Source organism: Bradyrhizobium sp. CCBAU 11434, assembly GCF_028128895.1.
GTDB lineage: Bacteria > Pseudomonadota > Alphaproteobacteria > Rhizobiales > Xanthobacteraceae > Bradyrhizobium > Bradyrhizobium zhengyangense.
Genome location: NZ_LBJX01000094.1, coordinates 202555 through 220888, shown reverse-complemented (window position 1 = coordinate 220888; position 18334 = coordinate 202555). Strand labels below are relative to the sequence as shown.

The 18334-nt window shown below is 56.6% G+C and carries 10 protein-coding genes and 3 pseudogenes; 6 read left to right on the top strand and 7 right to left on the bottom strand.

What is annotated here, in order from left to right; translation table 11 throughout:
- Window positions 1-350 (top strand): annotated as a pseudogene (locus XI06_RS44005) (transposase); the annotation flags it as partial.
- Between the two features lie 315 nt (window positions 351-665).
- Here the strand turns inward: XI06_RS44005 and ccrA are convergent.
- A complete protein-coding gene (gene ccrA, locus XI06_RS25585; RefSeq protein WP_271606817.1) occupies window positions 666-1937 on the bottom strand; it encodes a crotonyl-CoA carboxylase/reductase in 1272 nt (423 codons plus the stop codon).
- Between the two features lie 527 nt (window positions 1938-2464).
- On the opposite strand from ccrA, the gene XI06_RS25580 reads away from it, so the two are divergent.
- The 3 genes and pseudogenes from XI06_RS25580 to XI06_RS25570 all read left to right on the top strand — a co-directional run bounded on the left by XI06_RS25580 (window position 2465) and on the right by XI06_RS25570 (window position 6073).
- Window positions 2465-3217, top strand: coding sequence for an enoyl-CoA hydratase/isomerase family protein (locus XI06_RS25580; RefSeq protein ID WP_271606816.1), 753 nt, complete (start codon window positions 2465-2467; stop codon window positions 3215-3217).
- A gap of 77 nt (window positions 3218-3294) precedes the next feature.
- Complete coding sequence (gene proB, locus XI06_RS25575; RefSeq protein WP_271606815.1) at window positions 3295-4491, top strand: glutamate 5-kinase; 1197 nt, start codon at window positions 3295-3297, stop codon at window positions 4489-4491.
- Between the two features lie 435 nt (window positions 4492-4926).
- A pseudogene (locus XI06_RS25570) lies at window positions 4927-6073 on the top strand (IS3 family transposase).
- A 1132-nt stretch (window positions 6074-7205) separates the two neighbouring features.
- Here the strand turns inward: XI06_RS25570 and XI06_RS25565 are convergent.
- From XI06_RS25565 to XI06_RS25550, 4 genes and pseudogenes are all read right to left on the bottom strand, one after another.
- Window positions 7206-8125: pseudogene (locus XI06_RS25565) on the bottom strand (DDE-type integrase/transposase/recombinase).
- Between the two features lie 700 nt (window positions 8126-8825).
- Window positions 8826-9761, bottom strand: coding sequence for a 2-hydroxyacid dehydrogenase (locus XI06_RS25560; RefSeq protein ID WP_271606814.1), 936 nt, complete (start codon window positions 9759-9761; stop codon window positions 8826-8828).
- Between the two features lie 801 nt (window positions 9762-10562).
- Window positions 10563-11765 (bottom strand): aminotransferase-like domain-containing protein, encoded by a 1203-nt coding sequence (locus XI06_RS25555; RefSeq protein WP_271606813.1) that lies wholly within the window; start codon window positions 11763-11765, stop codon window positions 10563-10565.
- Window positions 11766-12229: 464 nt separating this feature from the next.
- Complete coding sequence (locus XI06_RS25550) at window positions 12230-12538, bottom strand: hypothetical protein (protein WP_271606812.1); 309 nt, start codon at window positions 12536-12538, stop codon at window positions 12230-12232.
- 2915 nt (window positions 12539-15453) lie between these two features.
- Here XI06_RS25550 and XI06_RS25545 point away from each other — a divergent pair.
- Window positions 15454-16308, top strand: coding sequence for a class I SAM-dependent methyltransferase (locus XI06_RS25545; RefSeq protein WP_271606811.1), 855 nt, complete (start codon window positions 15454-15456; stop codon window positions 16306-16308).
- 164 nt (window positions 16309-16472) lie between these two features.
- On the opposite strand, the gene XI06_RS25540 is transcribed toward XI06_RS25545, so the two are convergent.
- On the bottom strand, window positions 16473-16817 hold the full coding sequence (locus XI06_RS25540) for a hypothetical protein (RefSeq protein WP_271606810.1): 345 nt from the start codon (window positions 16815-16817) through the stop codon (window positions 16473-16475).
- A 108-nt stretch (window positions 16818-16925) separates the two neighbouring features.
- Window positions 16926-17153: a helix-turn-helix domain-containing protein gene (locus XI06_RS44000; RefSeq protein ID WP_442869477.1), complete on the bottom strand. Its 228-nt coding sequence runs from the start codon at window positions 17151-17153 to the stop codon at window positions 16926-16928.
- On the opposite strand from XI06_RS44000, the gene XI06_RS43995 reads away from it, so the two are divergent.
- A complete protein-coding gene (locus tag XI06_RS43995) occupies window positions 17152-17742 on the top strand; it encodes a thiolase C-terminal domain-containing protein (RefSeq protein ID WP_442869476.1) in 591 nt (196 codons plus the stop codon). The genes XI06_RS44000 and XI06_RS43995 overlap by 2 nt on opposite strands.
- The last annotated feature ends 592 nt before the right edge of the window (window positions 17743-18334 follow it).

The window sequence follows — 18334 nt, the reverse complement described above, 5'->3', positions numbered from 1 at the left end:
TATCTTGCGCCCTGCGCGGCCCATCAAGCACGGCCCTTTCTTTTGCTCGAAGGTGAAGGATTGCGCCCGGTGTCCGCTCAAGGGCGATTGCCTGTCCAAAGGGCAGGTTAACGAGGCAGTTGTTGTCGGTGACGATTATCCTGACTGCTCCGCGCCCGCCGCCGTCGCGAGCGATGCAGTAAGCAGGATCACCGCTCTATCAGCGCCATCGCTGGCGCTCAGAGGGCTTCCACGGCGAATCCACCTGGCATGGACTGGCGCGCGCCATACGGCGTGGTCTACCGAATATAAAGGTCCAGGCCTACCTGACGGCCTCCGCCATCAACCTCAAGCGACTGGCAGCCGCTCTCGTTGTGCTTACTCTGCCTTGGATTGTCGCTTATAGCGCGTTTGCGGCTTCAGGTCGCGCCGCAGCGTGGGTTTTGACGTGAGGACCATGACGGGTCCGGTCGCTGCATCGCGCGAAATCTATTGGCCACTTCTTCAACGCTCCCACGCGGCAGCTCTGTCAGCTGGCGTTGAGCACCTTAGCGACGGTGGCCTTGATGCCCCATTAGCATCAGACACAACCAGCTTGGTGCCGCGCAGGCCGCGGCGCGCAAGCTTGCGCAACGACGATGCCCGCACCGTGCCTACGCTAGCCACTGTCAGCATCGTTCACCAAGCTAGGGATGCTGTGCCGTGGCTTGGACAAGAACCGCCATATTTCCGGGCTGATGCTGGTTTCTCCACATCTTTCCGTGAGCGCGCGGAATCTCAGTCCAGGCGAACACTTCAGACAGGCACGGGTCTATGCGGCGTTCAATAACAAGCCGGTTTGCTTCCCAAATCTGATGTGGATTCGCGAAGTGGCTGCCCTGAATTCGCTTCTGTCGCATCCACATAAAACGTGCGTCCATCGTAAGATTATAACCGGAGGTGCCGCCGCAAAAGACGACCATTCCGCCCCGTTTCACGACATAGCAACTCACTGGAAATGTCACTTCTCCCGGGTGTTCAAAGACAATGTCGACATCATGTCCTCCCGTCATATCCCAAATGGCTCTGCCAAAGCGGCGCACTTCCTTCATGTAAGCGCGGTATACTGTTTGATCACGAATATCAGGGAGCCGCCCCCAGCAATCAAAATCTTTCCGATTTATTACGCCTTTAGCTCCCAGTGACATTACATGATCGCGCTTGGACTCGTCCGAAACAATACCGATCGCGTTGGCTCCCGTCGCAGTTACGAGTTGAACGGCCATCGAACCAAGCCCGCCAGCGGCACCCCAAATCAAAACGTACTGGCCCGGTCGTACGGCGTGTGGCGGATGACCAAACAACATTCTGTATGCAGTTCCCAGGGTACCAGAATAACAGGCGCTCTCCTCCCAACTTAGGTGCTTTGGCCGAGGCAATAGCTGAGTTGATTGAACACGGGCGAACTGCGCAAAGGATCCGTCGGGCGTATCATATCCCCAAATTCGCTGAGAGGGGGACAGCATGGGATCGCCCCCATTACACTCGAAATCTTCGCCGTCGTCCTGGTGGCTATGGAGAACGACCTCGTCCCCCACCTTCCATTTCGTTACGCGATCCCCGACCGCCCAAACGATACCGGCAGCATCGGAGCCGGCGACGTGACGACAGTCACGATGTAGGTCAAAGGGCGAGACCGGTTGCCCGAGAGACGCCCAAACACCATTATAGCCCACGCCGGCAGCCATGATCATAACTAAGGCGTCATCTGATCTTATGGCGGGCGTATCAACGGTCTCCACCTGCATTGCGACCTCAGGGTCCCCGTGCCTCTCACGGCGTATTACCCATGCATACATGCGCTTTGGTACCCGCCCCAGCAGTGGAATTTCTCCAATCTCGTAAAGAAGCCCCTCTGGTGTCCCAGCACGATTGTTCAGGGTCGTACCGTCGCAGCCTTGCTGAATCATTCCGCTCATGCGTACCTCGGCAAAAAAGTTGAACAGGCGGGGTCATTAAGACGAACGCCGCCCAGTGCCTGTGACGAGTTGAGTCGTACTCACCAGTGCGCGAGAGCGGCGCCCAGTTCCGGGAAAGCGGAAAACGGTCGCGAGCCGCTGCCCCGCGGTTGGCTTCCTCCGCTCTGTTCGAATTGAGTCTTGCATTTTATGAGGAGGCGGGGGAGCGGTTCATCCACACTGCGATTGACGCAACCGACAATTTCCTCAAGGCGAGATAACGGTCCGCCACATGGCTCCTTCGGATCGCCATAAAATCGCGCTGCGGGGTTGCTCTGCATGACCAAGCCTTTGAACATTTTGACCGAACCAAGCGTACAACAATAGGGAGAATAATACAATAAAAAATACAACGAAATGAAGAAATCTTCATTGTCGCTCTTCGAGGAAGTGTTATACTCTGCCGCAACCGACGTGGACCAAGGTGATGGCATGAACCCGTGGGACATGGCCGGCGGAGACGTTCCGCAATTACGGGGAGCCGTGCAATGGCGGTGATGAACGTTTATAGAAACGGCCCTATCCTTGTGGCGCAGTTCAATCGTGAAAAACCTGTAAACCCGTTGAACCGGGAACTCGAGCGAAGCATCGTGGAAACTTGCCAACTGGCCAACGATGAATCCAGCGTAAAGGCGATTGTCCTTACTGGCGGGGTCCGTCGCTCGTTTTGCGTGGGTGATGATTTCAACGAAGCAAGCGAACTTAAGACAGTGACAGAAATCGAGACATTCATAGATCGCTTGATCGAACTTTATATTGCGATTCTAAACGTAACAAAGCCTACGATTGCCGGAATTGACGGATATGCAATCGGCGCCGGTCTGGACATGGCGCTCTGCTGCGATTGGCGTGTGGGAACGCCGACCGCTATGGCGCTGGGCTCAGAACTCAAGCACGGCCTCGCTTGCCCGATTGGCGCTTACATGCTGAGAAAAACCCTAGGGCGCGCGGCAATGTCCGACATTATTTTTGGTTGCGAGATCATGCCAATTGGGTGGGCAACAGAACGCAGGTTTTACAACGAGATTGTCGAGGCGAAGGATGTCGTCTCGACAGCTATTTCCCGAGCCATGCTGCTTGGTTCCTATCCCGACGTCACCTATCGCAAAACGAAGGAAGCTGTGAACCTCTCCTTCATTTCGGGGCTGCGAGCATTGACACCTACCGCGAAGAATATCAACGTGGCAGGATTTTTTGGCCGCTCCGCTCAAGCGCATTTTGCACGAATCTTACGACGATAATTCCCGAATTTCGACGAGAGAAGCGTCACGGTCTGCAGATAGCGACTGCAACTTGATCCGAGCTATACAGGCAAAATATGACCAGCGAGGATCTTCAATCTGCTCTGACAACCCAATCTGAGGGCAGGAGAAAAACCATAGGCGCGGAGTCGCATTACTTTCACCCTGCGCGCGCGCTTGCATCGGCGCGGCGCATCGTCGTGAAGATTGGTTCGGATCTTATTGTCGACCGAGCGACTGGCGCAACTAGAGAGCGATGGCTTGAGATGCTAGTCCACGATATAGCCAGATACTGGAGGCGCGGGCTGGATATAGCTCTCGTTTCATCCGGCGCCGTTGCTATTGGGAGACATGCTCTCGATTTGCAATGCGGAAAGCTGTCGGGGAAAGAACGGCGGGCCGCCGCGGCGATCGGCCAAATGAAGCTTGCAAGGGCCCACCGGGAAATATTCGCACGACATGGACTGACGACAGCGCAGCTCCTGCTGGCCTTAGAAGATACCACAGAACGGCGGCGCATGCGAAACCTCCGTGTGACAATGAACGGACTCCTTACTTTGCGAGCGGTTCCCGTGCTCAACGAAAACGACGCCATCGGCGCGGAGCCAAGCTTCAGCGATAATGATCAGCTTGCCGCGCGCGTCGCAAAGTTGGTCGCAAGTGATACCTTAGTATTGCTTTCTAACGTGTCTGGTCTTTACTCGGCGGATCCGCATGAAATGCCCAACGCAACTCTCATCAGGGAAGTGCAGGAGGTTACACCGGAAATTGAGTTGATGGCGGGTAGGTTCCGGTCTGATCAAGGCACTGGTGGCATGGTAACCAAGCTCGCTGCCGCGCGATTGGCACTTGCCTCCGGATTCAACATGATTATTGCAGATGGTCGCCGTGCGCATCCGCTCTCGGCTATCGAGGCTGGTGAGCCGTGCACCTGGTTTCGTCCCCCCGCCACAGCGCGCGCCAGCCGAAAAACATGGATTGCCGGCACCATGAAGCCGACCGGAACCCTCATGGTTGACAGTGCTTCAACGACGCGGTTGCGTTTGGGTGGCGGTCTTCGCTTGGGAGGGCTCATATCGTTCGAGGGAGACTTTTCGCGCGGCGATGCCGTCATTCTACAGGATTTGAGGCGCCGCGAAATTGCTCGGGGGCTCTCTGTTTATTCCAGCTCAGAGTTGCGCCGTATGGCTCAGCTATCGGGGACACCGGGTAGGAGCGTTTGTCGTGAACCCGATAAGATCGTTGATAGTGAGGACTTGGCACTTACGGAATGAACTCGGTTCATTTGGGGAATGCTGGTCTCAGTCCGACAAGCGGATGAAACCCTTCTCGCAGAGGTTGGCCGCGAAGTCGTATGGGTACGTCCGTCGGCGTGCTCCTGACTCTTGATAGCCCGATTTCTGCCATCAGTGTGCGGCTTTTCTGGCGAAGAGCTTTCCGGAAATCAGATGTTGCTCACCCTCGAATACTGATTGGTTTACGATGGGCCGGAGAAGGGGGCCATCGCGGCAGTCGCGGTTCAATGATGGCGCGCTGCCAATGACAAAACGGATCGCCTGATGTCCGTGGCAGGCGCCGTCCGCGACCTGGATTGTATTGGCTGGACGGAACCGGATAGTTAGCTTTGTGGTGGTCATCTCCAATGGCTGATGCCACTGAGTATTTCCTCCAGAAGGAGTTTAGAGTCCGGCCCGAAAAAGGGCGGACAGATGAAGCGAGCAAGGTTCACAGAAGAGCAGATTATCGCGGTATTGAAGGAGCATGAGGCTGGGGCGAAGACGGCTGACCTGGCTCGCAAGCATGGGATCCCCGAGGCGACGATCTATAATTGGAAGGCCGAGTTCGGCGGCATGGATGTCTCTGAGGCCAAGCGGTTAAAGGCGAACGCGAAGCTGAAGAAGCATCTGGCGGAGCAGATGCTCGACGCGGGCACCCTTCGCGGTGCTTCAAAAAAGTGGTAGGGCCGACCGCCAAGCGCGCTGCGGTCGCGCATCTACAGGCCGTCATGAGCCTGTCGGAACGGCGGGCCTGCTCGATCGTCGGCGCGGATCGGAAGATGATCCGTTATCACTCCAGCCGACCGGCGGACGCGGCTCTGCGCGGCCGGTTGCGCGACCTCGCCAACGAGCGACTGCGGTTCGGCTACCGCCGGCTATTCGTCCTACTGCGGCGGGAGGGAGAGCCCTCGGGGATCAATCGGATCTACCGGCTTTATCGCGAGGAAGGGGCTCACCCTCCGCAAGCGGCCGGCTCGCCGCAAAGTTGTTGGGACCTGTTCCCCGATCCTGATCGAGGCGAGGCCCAAAGCGCGCCGGTCGCTGGACTTGGTCCACGACCAGTTCGCCAACGGCCGGCGCTTCCGCATTCTCAACATCGTCGACGACGTCACCAAGGAATGCCTGAGCGCCATTCCGGACACGTCGATCTCGGGGCGGCGCGTGGCGCGCGAACTGACGGCAATCGTCGAGCGACACCGCAAGCCAGGAATGATCGTGTCCGACCATGGCACCGAGTTCACCTGCCACACTGGCTGGGTGCAAGGACGCAGCCATCGATTGGCACTTCATCGCACCGGAAAGCCGATGCAGAACGGCTTCATCGAGAGTTTTTAATGGCCGGATGCGCGATGAACTGCTCAACGAGACCCTGTTCTTCGATCTGCATGACGCCCGCGCCAAGATCGCCAACTGGGTCGCCGACTACAATATCTGGCGGCCTCACTCGTCGCTGAAATACCTGACCCCCGCGGCCTACGCCGCCCACCTCACAGCAACGCACGATCGGCGGCGCCACCCCGACCAGCTCCGCCGATGGTCCGTTGCTCCACCCGCGCCACTTCGCGTACAAAGCCCCTAGACTCTAACCGCTGCCGGATGAAAATTCAGTGGCAGATCACTGGTCATCGAAATGGTAAGATGGCGTGCTGTCGGCCGCGAGGGCAGCCGAGCTAGTCTGTGTCTGCAACTTTACTTGAAGAACAGGTCGGTTGTAGCAACGTTGTCGAAGCCCAATCCCGCTAATCGCATGGACCGAAGGAGTTTCGCAGGGTCCGACTAGCCGGCTTGAGCATGCCTTCGCGGCGTAGATCTTGTTGGATCACCCCATTTACCGTTGCTGACGCATAAAAATGATCACTCTTGGCATTCAAATGTGAGGAAAAGGTTGGCAAGTCTTTCAGGCCACCAGCAGCCGCAGCTTGATTGGTGGTCAGGGCTTTGGACCTTTCCGCGCTGATGACAGTTGTCAGTCGGTGCTTCTGTCCTTGCACATTGCGACGCTACTCTTTGCCTAACGCGACTATTCTAGACGTCGAGCGATATCCGCGATTGTGGCGCTAATGAGGACCGTTGACGCTTCAAGATTCATCTCGGCTACTTGGGACTCTACATAGCGAAGTAAGTCGATAATGCTGAAGAGTTGTTTTCGCTTAGCGCTGACTGCGGACTGATTGTGGCCAGCGGCGCGGCCCTGTTTGGAGCTTCGAAGGACCGGCTGGCGGGGGAGCTCGCGAACTGTTGCGCGAGCAGGTACTTTAAGAAGAAAGGGATGAGGGTGGTTGATCATAGGTAGCTATAAACCTGTGAGAGAACGACTGAGTTCTATTTCGTTTCGCTCGACCCAGTCTCCATAAAAGTTTATCAACAGCGCAATTCCTTGAACATTGCGTTGACAACTCTTGGCTTAGGCATCGTCTCCCGCACCTGGATGCAGTTGCGAGTATCACACTGATAGACAATAGGACAAAGAGCAAGGAAGCGCTCCTCCCATTTGTGGTAGGAATCGCTCCGCTTTACCAAATTGGGATCGTGCGCGAGTGCAGAATGTTTGTCCTTTACCCGCGCACCCTGCTGGCCAAAGCCGGAGCAAGGTTGAGATCTCGAGGCGCACGGACCGCAGGAATAGGGAACACATTAGCTCATTGCCTCTTCTCAACTTGAGAAGCTTGCGCAAGTTATGCCGGGATCGAGTCTATTGGCTGGAATGTGGACTAGGTGTTTAGTCCCGGCATTTGCTGGAGCGGATTGAGTTTTAATCGTTCTGGCTGGGAAGTCCAGAATTTGCAGATGTATTCGTAGGGCGTGAGGCCCTTCAGGGTCTTCAGCCGCCGAGCGTAATTGTAGGCGGTGATAAGGTGAGCTTCGATCTGATCGTGTCGATCATAATGGTAGCGTTGGACGGTGATCGTGCGGTTCATGCGCTCGACCTGGCCATTGGTCCAGGGATGCTTGATCTTGGTCAGCCGATGTTCGATCCCGTTTTCCTGACATCGCATATCGAACATATGCGTCACGTATCTCGCGTCGGGCCGTCCGCATAGCGCGGCGGGAAGGTGAACTGGATCCCATTGTCGGTGAGCACCGTGTGGATCTTGTAGGGGGCGGCCGCGATCAGGGCTTCGAGAAAGGCCGCGGCTGAGGTCCTTCCCGTCTTCTTAACCAGTTGCACGAAGGCGAACTTGGTGGTGCGATCGATTGCGACGTAGAGGTAGAGCTTGCCTTCAGCGGTCTGGAGCTCGGCGATGTCGATGTGGAAATAGCCAATCGGATAAGCCTTGAACTTCTTCTTCGAGGGCTTTCCGACTTCGACGCTGGAGGCAACGATGCAGGGATGACCGCGTCAGATGCGGGATGGTCGGCTGCAGCGCATAGAGGTATCGTCGAGTGGCCGCAGCGTGTGCCGCCGGAAAGCGACAATGATAGCCTCCTCCTCGATGGAAAGGATGGTCGACTTGGCTTCCTTAGGGCTAGTCGAACGATGGGCGACGGTCTCGCGCTGCTTAAACTTCGCAAGAGTCTTCTGGTTGATCCCGTAGCGCTTGGCGAGACCTTTCAGGCTCTCTTGACTATTTTGTATTGCTCGACGGACTGCCTCCGTCGTGGTGGCGCAGCCGTGTAAAACCTGTCCCATAGCGCATCCTTCGAATCGTGTGATAAGAATGCACCATCAAAGCTTGGGACTAAACACGTAGAGCCAAGCGCCAGTCCAACCGAAGCCATGCGGTCCCAGGAACGGATGGACCGGGAATCAATGAACTCGATGCAGCATACGCTGACTGAGGTCAAACTCGCTGAGCTTGGCCTCGAGGGATAGTATCGTGTAGCATCGGTGTTCTTGAAAATTATCTCAAACGAGAGGCTCCGATTGTGGTCGAGCAGAGGCGTTCCGACACTTCCAGAGTGGGAATAAATGATCAGACGTGGATCAAAAGCACTATGGCGCAGCTTCTAGGTTAGTCTCCAGAGAGTTGATCGCATTAAGATCTGAGGTGCCGCGGGGGCGCCGGCGGAACATGACGTTCAGTGACGGCCCGCTGCATTCCATCGTATCTCTTTTAAGGCTGATCAACTCTTCCAGTAGTGCAGCTTTTAGAGTATTCCGGCTAGTAAAAGGCAAACGAGGTGGGGCGTCCCATCCGTTATGAGAGGCCGGGCTCTTACGTCTACACTAGCCGATCTAAGTCCGATTGATCAGTCCTTCGCCAGCTTCAAATATTGACAGCGTAGACCCTCCACGAGCGCTATCCTTCCGGTTCTCGGGACCGTCCCATCGGCCGAATGTGTCAACTGTTTTGGAGTAGCTGCCTTTGCCAGTCCTAAACTGGACGGCCTTAGTAGCCGAGGGTACGGTCAATGGCATGTGGCGGTCGACGACCGGTGCGGATAGCATCCGCGGTCGTGACAAGAGTAGCTGCAACTGCGCGAACGCTGACGTCGCTTGCATTGTGCGGCGTCAGGATGATTTTTGGGTGGCCCCAGAATGGATGCGTCCTGGGCAATGGCTCGCTCGGGAACACATCGAGTGCCGCGCCCGTCAGCTGGCCGTCTTCAAGCGCCGCGAGCAGGTCGGATTCCAGCAAGTGTTCACCACGACCGACCTGGATGAGATAGCCGCCGCGTCGGATGTTCGCAAATAGTTGCGCGTTTAGGATGCCGCGGGTCTCCGGCGTCAGCGGGAGGACGTTGACCAGTACCTCGGTGTTGTTGAGCATCTCACACAGTCCTGCAGGTCCATTGTAGCTCCGGATCGCAGCAGTCGCGGGGCGCTTGGGAGTGCGGCTCCAGCACATGACGGAAAATCCAAGATATGCGAGATCAATGGCTAATTTTCGGCCGATTGCGCCGTAGCCGAGAATGCCGACAGGCAAGCTATCGGCACGGCGCTGGGGGCCGGAGTGCCAGATACGATCGCGCTGTTGCGCTTGGTATCCGGCAAAGTTGCGCTGATGGCCAATCACATGCCACGCGACGAAGCCCGACATCATCTGGGCCTGACCAGGATCAACGACACGGACTACATCGACTTCGGACTTGAGGCTCGGACAACCGACTATGTTGTCGACTCCCGCACCAATCGAACAGATCGCTCGCAAATTTGGATAGCCAGAAAACGCGTCATTGGAAGGATGCCATGCCATCGCGAGGCGAACATCGGGGTCGCCATCTTTCTTCCATTCAACAAGTTCCACTTGATCGGCGATAAGTGATATCTCCGGGCCAAGGTAGCGCCGTAGATCCAATCGGCTCGAGATCAGGACGCACCGCATAGGTCCTTCCTTACTTGATGGGTGGGCAGACGTATTCCGGCTCGCGTTCATGAGCGTCCTCCTTGAAGTTGAGTGCAGCATGCCGGTTGGCCAGTCACGAAATGCAAATTGCTTGCCGTCAGACGCCGCGACCGTCCATCGGCCTAAGACAACGGGAAGTGCCCGCTCCGCTGAGCCACAGCCGTCTTGTCGGAAATCCGACACATGTCGCAAAGCAAACAGGGGCGCGAACAAACCTGCGACGAACTTAGTCGCCTTGCGAGCGCTCCTACCTTTATTGAGAGCGCGCCACGCATCACGTCCAGCGATCATTCCGGCGCTCGGCGAGGCTGCGGCAGGCCTGTCCTTTTGGCTTTAAGGTCACTATCCCATTCAGCAAGGGTATTGCGCAGCGATGAAGCAATCCTCACTGACCGATGCATCCTTTTGTGAGCTCGCGCTCTTCCCGGGGAGGCACCTGTTCGTTCAGTACTCTATTCAGGCCATCGCTAGGAATAGGAACATGATGGGGCCATCGCAGGCACCGCACTGCTGCCGGGCGTCCGGAGCAGCGAATCCGGAATCGCTCGGCATGCACACCAACTATTTGCCGTCGCATATCTTTGCATGACGCTGCGCGTCCGCTTCATTCGGTAAGCGCGTATCAGTTGCGTCCGCACTTTTCCACCTTCAACTACGTGCGAGAGCTGAGTCGAAATAGCGCTTTCGCCGTCGGTCACCCTCGATTGAGCCGCGAGCTGTCACCGGGTGGCTAGAGCTGCATTGAACCCGGGACCAATCCACCCCGTCAGATCACAGGCATCAAACGGAAAATCGAGCCACGCTACCGCGTAAATTCTCAAGCGTCGAAATCGGAGAGTGACTGGGCGTGTAGAGCTTGCCATGCAAGTCATCCAAGTGGGCTAGTTCTCGCTCAATTTCGAATATGGGGAGATAACTAAAGCACAGCCGCACATGATCACCACTTCGCGGGCCATATTGTCGGCCGTGAGTAAGATGCACATTGTGTTTGCGCCGCGCGGCTTCGATGAATGTGTCAAGGTCAATGCCGCCGGAGAGCCGTACCCAGAACGAGAACCCGCCGGATGGGACCACATATTCCGGGTCGCAGAGGCGGCTACATTGCAGTATTGCGTGCATTGTGTCTCGCTTGGCGCGATAATGCTGGCGTAAACGGCCTATGTGCCTATCAAGAGCCCCGGATTGCAGCAAGCCCAAGACGACGTTGCTGACAATTGGGCTTACGCCGCCATCGTATTTGAGTTGTGTGAGTCTATTGATGATGTCTGACTCTGCGAGAACCCAGCCGACTCGTAAGCCCGGTCCGGCAACCTTGGAAACGCTATGGACGTTAATTACGTTATCAGCCGGTGCTAACCAGTCAACTGCTTGTGCATAAGGTAGCTCCGCGTAGACTAGATCCTGGATTAGCGGCAAGCCGTGCTGTGCTAATAGTGCCGCCAGTCGCGCCATGTGATTGCGCGACAACTCGCGCCCTGTCGGATTGTGAAAAGCGGGCGTCGTATAGAAGAGTTTTACATGTGTATTAGAACGCAACGTTGATTCAAGTTCATTCAAATCGAGACCTTCAGCGCTCATACCGATCTGAATGACTGTGGCGCCCATCACCGAAAAAGTGCGCAGTGCGCCCAGGTAGGACGGATCCTCTGTCAGGATGACATCGCCCGGATCGATCCAGGCTTCGGCGATTAGTTGGATGGCCTGCGCAGCGCCCCCGGTGATAAGGACCTGATTATCCCGCACACCGTAGCGCAGTGCGAGACTGTTAACTAGCTCAGGCAAGCCTACCGCATCTGTGTACTGAGGTAGATCGGAAGCGGCGACGCCGGTATTTTGGTCAAAGGCATCCGGCCAGGGAAGTTTTTCAAACATCGATGGGTCTGGCAATCCAAGACTAAAATGGATAGCGTGCTTCGTTCCCGAGTAATCGAAGGGTGCAAAAACTTGAGCTACAGAGCTGCGCTTGGAAGCATGCGATTTCATGGCTTATCATTCAGATATCGATGAATTGAGTAGACTTGACCGACTCGAAAGCCTTTTGCGGGAGGGGGACCTCGCGGGTACCGCAAACCCATCCTTGGCCTTAGCACGGGATAACTCAGGTGCAATGACATCTGCGTCCAGGACAACAGCTTGCTGCGCAGGCGCGAGATGACCCAGTGCGGCTCCGCCGCTCCCAAGAGATCGTATTGTTTGCTCAGTTTTTTCACGGGGCTCAATGGAACGGGTGCAATTCCGATGCCAAGACTTGCGTTTCTACGGACATTCTAAGTTGACCGCTCCTGAAATGAGAAGTGAGTCGTAGAATTTTGTGGACGCTCTCCCGCTATTTGGCATGGCTTCTGCCAAGTCCTCCCATAACCAAAGGCGCCTGCATAGGCCGCATTCTTCAGGATCGCTGTGATGACGATATCGTCGTAGGCTGCCAGCGCAGACCGCCATGGCGGTCACGGCGAGACAGTGTCAAGCCACGGCCCACAAAGGCCCGCGTAGCTTGCGCGGTCGTCCGCACTTTCAGGAAGGTCTCGAAGAGCGACAGGCGTCGTTGCCCCTCGAGATCGGGATCCTTCGTGACCAAGCCGAAGGGGCGCGGAGTTCGCCGGCCGCTGCGCGACCAAATCACCGCGTTGGGCCTTCGCCGTACGCCCAGTCGTCACCCGGCTCTTGATCTTGTGCAGTTCCAGCTTTGAGATCGTCCCCTTCAGGCCGAGCAGCAGGCGCCCATTGGCCGTCGCGGGATCATAGACCCCATCCAAGTCGGGGATCAAACAACGGCGGTGCCCGCAGACATCAAGCAGCGGCTACCATTCCGAACAAATGCGCACCAGCCGCGTCACGTCCATCGATAGAAGGCCAACCTCACGCAGAGTGACCCGCGCGACCAGATCCTTATCATTTCCTGTGGGTTGCCGCAGCGCCGCTCAATCCAGGATCGCTATCAATCACGTCAATGTCCGCCTCGCCCACGAACAACTATTCTCCGGCCTATTCAACCGTGAACGGCAAACGGATGATCCCGCGGCCGGGGGGCGCAGACATCTCAACGGTCGCGGCTGGGTGTGGAAGCAGTCGCGGATCGAAACCGACAATTCGGCGGCCTTACGACCTTCGAGAGCCTAAAATTCGATTTAGTTATCGGTCGCGCGAAAGGCAGAACGAATGCGGTAAGATCTCGCTGAGAACGCGATCCTCTGGGCAATGGTTGGGGAAACTTGTACGCGAGCAGGATGGATTACTCGATGAGCTTGGCGCGCGACTCTCCCATTCCAAAAAGGTCTGCAGAACTTCCGAAGGACGCGGCCGCTTGGGTGTGGCTGGCCTTGCGGCACCGTCGGCCAAACATCGTCGGTGGTGATCATCGTCAACGGCCCGAACGTCGATCAGAGACGAACAATGACGATGCCCGGCAACTCGTTTCCGCCGTCAAGGTGTAGCGAGGATTTATTGATGTGCATGATGCGAGCTGAAAGCTCTAAGATCGCCGACTTAGCCTAGATTGGTCCGTAACCGAGCTTAAGAGCTTGCGGTACAATCGTTCAAACGCGGATGGTCAAGGAACTGATCGAGAGGAGATCCTAACAGAACTATTTTCTAACTTCCAAGTTGCTTGAACTTCCGCGATGCGCCCGGAGGTTCAATTGTTTGGCGGAGTAGCCGCCGGCGCGGCCTGGGTCGCAATGGCAACCCAGTGGAAGGGCGAAGGCGACGCGACCTGCCTAGTCGTGCTGCGCGAACACTTTCCCATGGCGCTTCTAGCAAATTTCATGCATCGCCAGCATAGCGCCGAGAATTTCCGTTCAATCATCGCGCGGAAGCGGCTAGTGTGAGCAGCAGAACAGTAAGGGTGAGATCGGTCGCCGAATCGCGTGCAAGCATGATCCGCGGCGGTGTGACGCCACAATAGTAAGCCATCACGATTTTGCGCAGTGGGCGCCTCGCTGCACCGCATTGGCGATTTCTTAGCCCGGGTCAGCCGAGGGGCCGGCCACGTGTCGTGTCCCCGTTTTAGCGTCGCTGTAGTACTGTAGGTCGTCTTTCGGGGAGCGGCCCTATCCCCTGGGCGGCGACTCCGAGCGCGCCCACCAATTTTGACTCGACGCGCATGAGAAGCAAAGTACCTGCAAATCGTCGCCTGCCCGAACTAGGCGCCGAGTACTTCGTCAACGTCGATGGGGATCGGCAGCGGCGCGTGTGGCGATCTCGTTGTGTATGGCTCAATGCGGAGTCTCGCTCCAAGTAGATGACGCTGGCAAGATCGCGACCATTCGCGCCGACAGGAGAACGAGCCGACTGCGAGATGCGCCTGCAAGAAGGACGTCCATGCGGCAGAAATGCACAGTCGCAGCGATCGCTTCGTTCCCCTCACGACTGCGAACTCTGTGAACCGCCCGCAAGGCGAGTTGTTCGGGCGATTTGACCGATATGAAGCGCATGCGGGCGCTGGGTGCCTCCACGATGGCTGCTGCATCGTGAAAGTCGTTCTTATGCTCCTTGAGTACGGGTTGATATTCTGCCGACAAGAGCCGAGCTTGATGGGCTAGTTGAGTGAGTGAGCGACGACGTGAGTGTGCTACGGCACAAATCGGTGGCTCTACGGTAGCCATGAGGGCGGCGTGGTTTATACTATCAACGGAGGCCGTGCCTTGCTGATGTAATCAACCTCGGAACGGGGTTCTATCCGCGCTAGTGCTGGACTTGCGATCGGATCTGGGCGACCTGTCAATGGGTCTATTCGGTCTCGCGAGTCGGCGATCAGCAGCCTGTGCGCCGGTGCCTCCGCGACGAGTTGTCGGTTCTCTAAAAGGACTAAACTGATCGGCGAGCCGATAGTCCGCATAACCGTGTGTGAATCTTGATCAGTAGCGCGACGTAGAATGCTGCCGTGCCTGAATGCAGCGACCGAGTCCGGGCCGCTTTTTATATGATATTCTTGGGCTACTAGCGAGTTCTGCGATAGGCTGCTCGATCGAGACCGGCTCGTTCTCGCGATGGACGTCTTCTTCAGTGACCAGAGAGACCCGTCATCCTCATTTGGACATTTTGGTTGAATGAGGGTTGCCAGTTCCGAAGGGACAGCGGGAGTCGCTTCCTCACATTCGCTCGATATTTTTCGAGCATTCCGTCGATCGAGTGGTTCGTCCTATTCAGGACTTAGCCGAGCGCGCGCCATTTCGATGCACGAATCTTGACTTCACGCGAGCACGCTCACGACCGCTGCATGATAGCAGCCTCTCGACTTGAAATGATGCGCACGACGCGAGTTCGCGAGCAACCAAGTTGCTTGGTTAATCGAGCGCACTCTCACTTCTGATAGGTGCGAGCATCGTCTGCGTCTTGTCTAATGGGCCGTGGCCGAGGCGACTTCGTCAGCCGAGGCGATTTCAATGAGAGGAAAAATGTTGAAGTCTGGTGACGCTTCGATTTTGGGGGGCGATTGCTGCTCGCGAGAGTCCGCACGGCCGTGTTGACCTGCCCGTTGGGGGGCGGTCGCCCATATGCATGGTAGATGGCTATTATCAAGGTGAGACAACGACTGATCAATGCTGTTGATGTGCGTGTAGTCGGGCCCACGTGGATTCACCCTGCGGGAGGTTCAAGCCTATAACGAGCAGGCGTAAAAACTTCGAGAAATGGGCAGACGTCCTCACTCACCTACTTTAGAGGGATCACGATGGGTAAAGTCGTTATTCAGGATGTGTCGGACACGGCGCTATGGGTCGCAGTTTATCGTGCCAACGAAACTAAGCGCCCAGATGCACTTTTTCGCGATCCGTTCGCACACCGGTTAGTCGGTGAACGAGGAAGGTACATCGCATCGAAGATGAGCCGCTCGCGGTACGTATCATGGTCGACCGTGCTCAGAACGCACATAATTGACAATTTCTTTCGCGAACTGATGGGGCGGGGAGTGGACACAGTTCTCAACCTTGGGGCGGGTCTGGATACCCGCCCATATCGTCTCGATCTGCCTTCGCGGCTCCGGTGGATTGAAGTCGACTATCCTCAGATTAACCGATTAAAAGAAGAGGAATTAGGCGGCGAAAAACCGAAGTGCCGCCTCGAGCGGGTCGCGATGGATCTCACCGACAGGGAGTTGAGACGAAGTTTCTTCCGCAGGATCAATGGTGAGACAAAAAAGGCCGCCATTCTCACCGAAGGCGTGACTTACTATTTAACGGAAGAACAGGTGGCGTTGCTAGCGCAAGATCTTCGCGCTCAAAATAATTTCCGTTTCTGGATCACCGACTATTTTTCGCCGCGTACCGCCTTGTATATGCTAATCAGGAAAGGGATGAAGGAAACGAAGAACGCGCCTTACCAATTCTGTCCCGAAGATTGGTTCGGCTTTTTTGCCGCAGTTGGTTGGAAGGCCTTGGACATCCGCTATCTTGGAGAAGAGTCGATTCGTGTCAGGCGACGTATTCCGATGCTCTGGTGGATGAAGGTGGTGCGCCTCTTTCTGCGCAAGAAGGTAGATGGAGGCGCACTCAGGACGAGCGCCTACGTACTGCTTGAACCCAAATAGCAAGGCCATGCTATTGGAATCCCGAGAACGGCTTGCGGCGAAGTATCCCCGATTTTCGCAAAACTATTTTCGCTTGCCCGGTGGCCATCGGGGCAGGGCCGGCCAGAGCTTTGTATGACGTGTTCGAAGTCGCGAGAGAAGCTCGCAGTGACTTTGTGGAGTTATCAGTCCTTCAAGCGCGAGACGGCATACGTGGCGCTTGGGCTGCAAGCGATCCGACAGTCTCTGGCTGTCAAGCGACGCCCGGATTTAACCCCGCGACGATATGAGGCACGCGTACTATCAAGCAGCACCTCTTCGAGCACGCACCGAGCGTCACGAACGGGCGTGTCCCAGGCCATCGAACCAGCTCTCTTGCCGTTCGTTGCGGAATGCTCTGACATGATGCCGGCGCGAGTAGCCAACGTGGCGACGAACAGGTTGGTGCGAACCTTGCTGCCGCCGATCTCGACCAGTCGTTCGCCAAAATCGATCAGCCGCTGCTTGCCCGGCGGCGTCTCGAACCGCACGCGTCGCGCGCGCTTCCGCCGCACGCTCCTGGCGATAGCGCTGCACCGCACGTTCGACTGTGCGCAGGCTGACGATGATGCCCTTTCTCAACCGTCAGCTTCTGTGGATTACGTTAGCATTGCCGTAGTGCTGCCGCAGACGCTCCTTGAGCCAGATCCCCCTGGCCAGCGAGAGCCATTATGCGCTGCGGCTGTCGATAGAGGTGTCCAGCCGCCGGCCACAACATGGTCCTTCACGGTGTTGCGGCTAATCCCGAGCTCTCGGGCAATCCGCCTGCTACTCCACCCCAGCTCGTTGAGCCGGAGTATCGCCGAAACCTCGTCCGGCTCCAGCATGGCCTCCCTCCGCGGGTCCTTGAACCGCAGACGAGCTGAACTGAATCGCTGCACAAACCCCCGTTGTGACCTTGTCGTGGGGGCAATTTTCTCGTGTCCTCAGGCGGCCGTCATTTTTTCGTGTCGCCCGACACTGGCAGATGCCATTGCGTGGCCAGACATCGAGTCGTCCTATATCAGCACAGGTCGTCTCGGCATGGCGGAGGGCTCGGCGATGTTGAAGCATCTCCGTGCCACCGATCAACCTCTCGTGCACATTGAAAACGCTTCCGATTCAGGTAGCGGCGGACATCGCCGTTTGCTCAGCTTCTTCTGCGATGGAAGCCTGCCAAGCGGGACAAGCATCCACCTGTTCAAGGAAGGTGCCTTCGATATCGACGGAGGGATGGTTGTAAGTCCCTACGGAGGCCTGGTTACCATGGGCCATCCGCTCGGATCGACCGGCGTTGGCCAGATTGCTAAGATCACGATGCAACTCCGCGATGAAGCTGGCGCCCGTCAGCATAAGGGCGCCGAAAATGGGCTTGGCTCAGTAGCGAACACAAGGATCAGCTGCTCAGTTTGTTTAGCCCCGCGCGCAGGAGGATGAAATCAATCAGGTATGCCGCCAGAGAACGTGCGCGTGTTCCGATACTATACCAGATACAGATGATCAACAATGCTCAAGGAGACCTGATGCATACAACGGTGAACAATAGCTATCTCGCCGGAACTGCTCTCGGAAGATACACCGTGCAGACGAAGTGGCATTCACCGTTGCGAGCGGTAAGGGGCCATGGTTCTGGCGCGACCGCGAGCAGGCCGTCATAGGAGGACTCACTACTTTCTCGTAAATATACCCGCGCAGGAGCTTGTGGCCAGAATTTGTAGCTGGCGCCCTGCAGTCGGTGAGATTTTGTAGCGATAGAGCGGAGGCCAACTTTTATGCACTTCGGCTGGCGAGGTGCGACGCAGCAAAATTGCGAAAATTCGATGGTGCCTTTCACGGGCACTGTGAATTGGCAGCCGTGTTCGACGAGGTGGTGACAGGCTCTTGGGGACGCTCAGGAGTATTGTTCCTGGAAATGGCAGAAAAGGCAGTGCACGGGTACGTGACCAAGTCTTTCTGAATCAAGCAGGAAGTGGTGACTATAATTCTAATCTCTTTGTCATCCCTTCGAACTCGGTTTCGAGCGGAGAGA

Bases quoted from the DNA above. Each gene is read 5' to 3' on its own strand.
- XI06_RS25545 (WP_271606811.1), top strand. From the start codon at position 15,454: ATGGGTAAAGTCGTTATTCAGGATGTGTCGGACACGGCGCTATGGGTC.
- XI06_RS43995 (WP_442869476.1), top strand. From the start codon at position 17,152: ATGGCCTCCCTCCGCGGGTCCTTGAACCGCAGACGAGCTGAACTGAAT.
- proB (WP_271606815.1), top strand. From the start codon at position 3,295: ATGACCAGCGAGGATCTTCAATCTGCTCTGACAACCCAATCTGAGGGC.
- XI06_RS25560 (WP_271606814.1), bottom strand. From the start codon at position 9,761: ATGCGGTGCGTCCTGATCTCGAGCCGATTGGATCTACGGCGCTACCTT.
- XI06_RS44000 (WP_442869477.1), bottom strand. From the start codon at position 17,153: ATGCTGGAGCCGGACGAGGTTTCGGCGATACTCCGGCTCAACGAGCTG.
- XI06_RS25580 (WP_271606816.1), top strand. From the start codon at position 2,465: ATGGCGGTGATGAACGTTTATAGAAACGGCCCTATCCTTGTGGCGCAG.
- ccrA (WP_271606817.1), bottom strand. From the start codon at position 1,937: ATGAGCGGAATGATTCAGCAAGGCTGCGACGGTACGACCCTGAACAAT.
- XI06_RS25555 (WP_271606813.1), bottom strand. From the start codon at position 11,765: ATGAAATCGCATGCTTCCAAGCGCAGCTCTGTAGCTCAAGTTTTTGCA.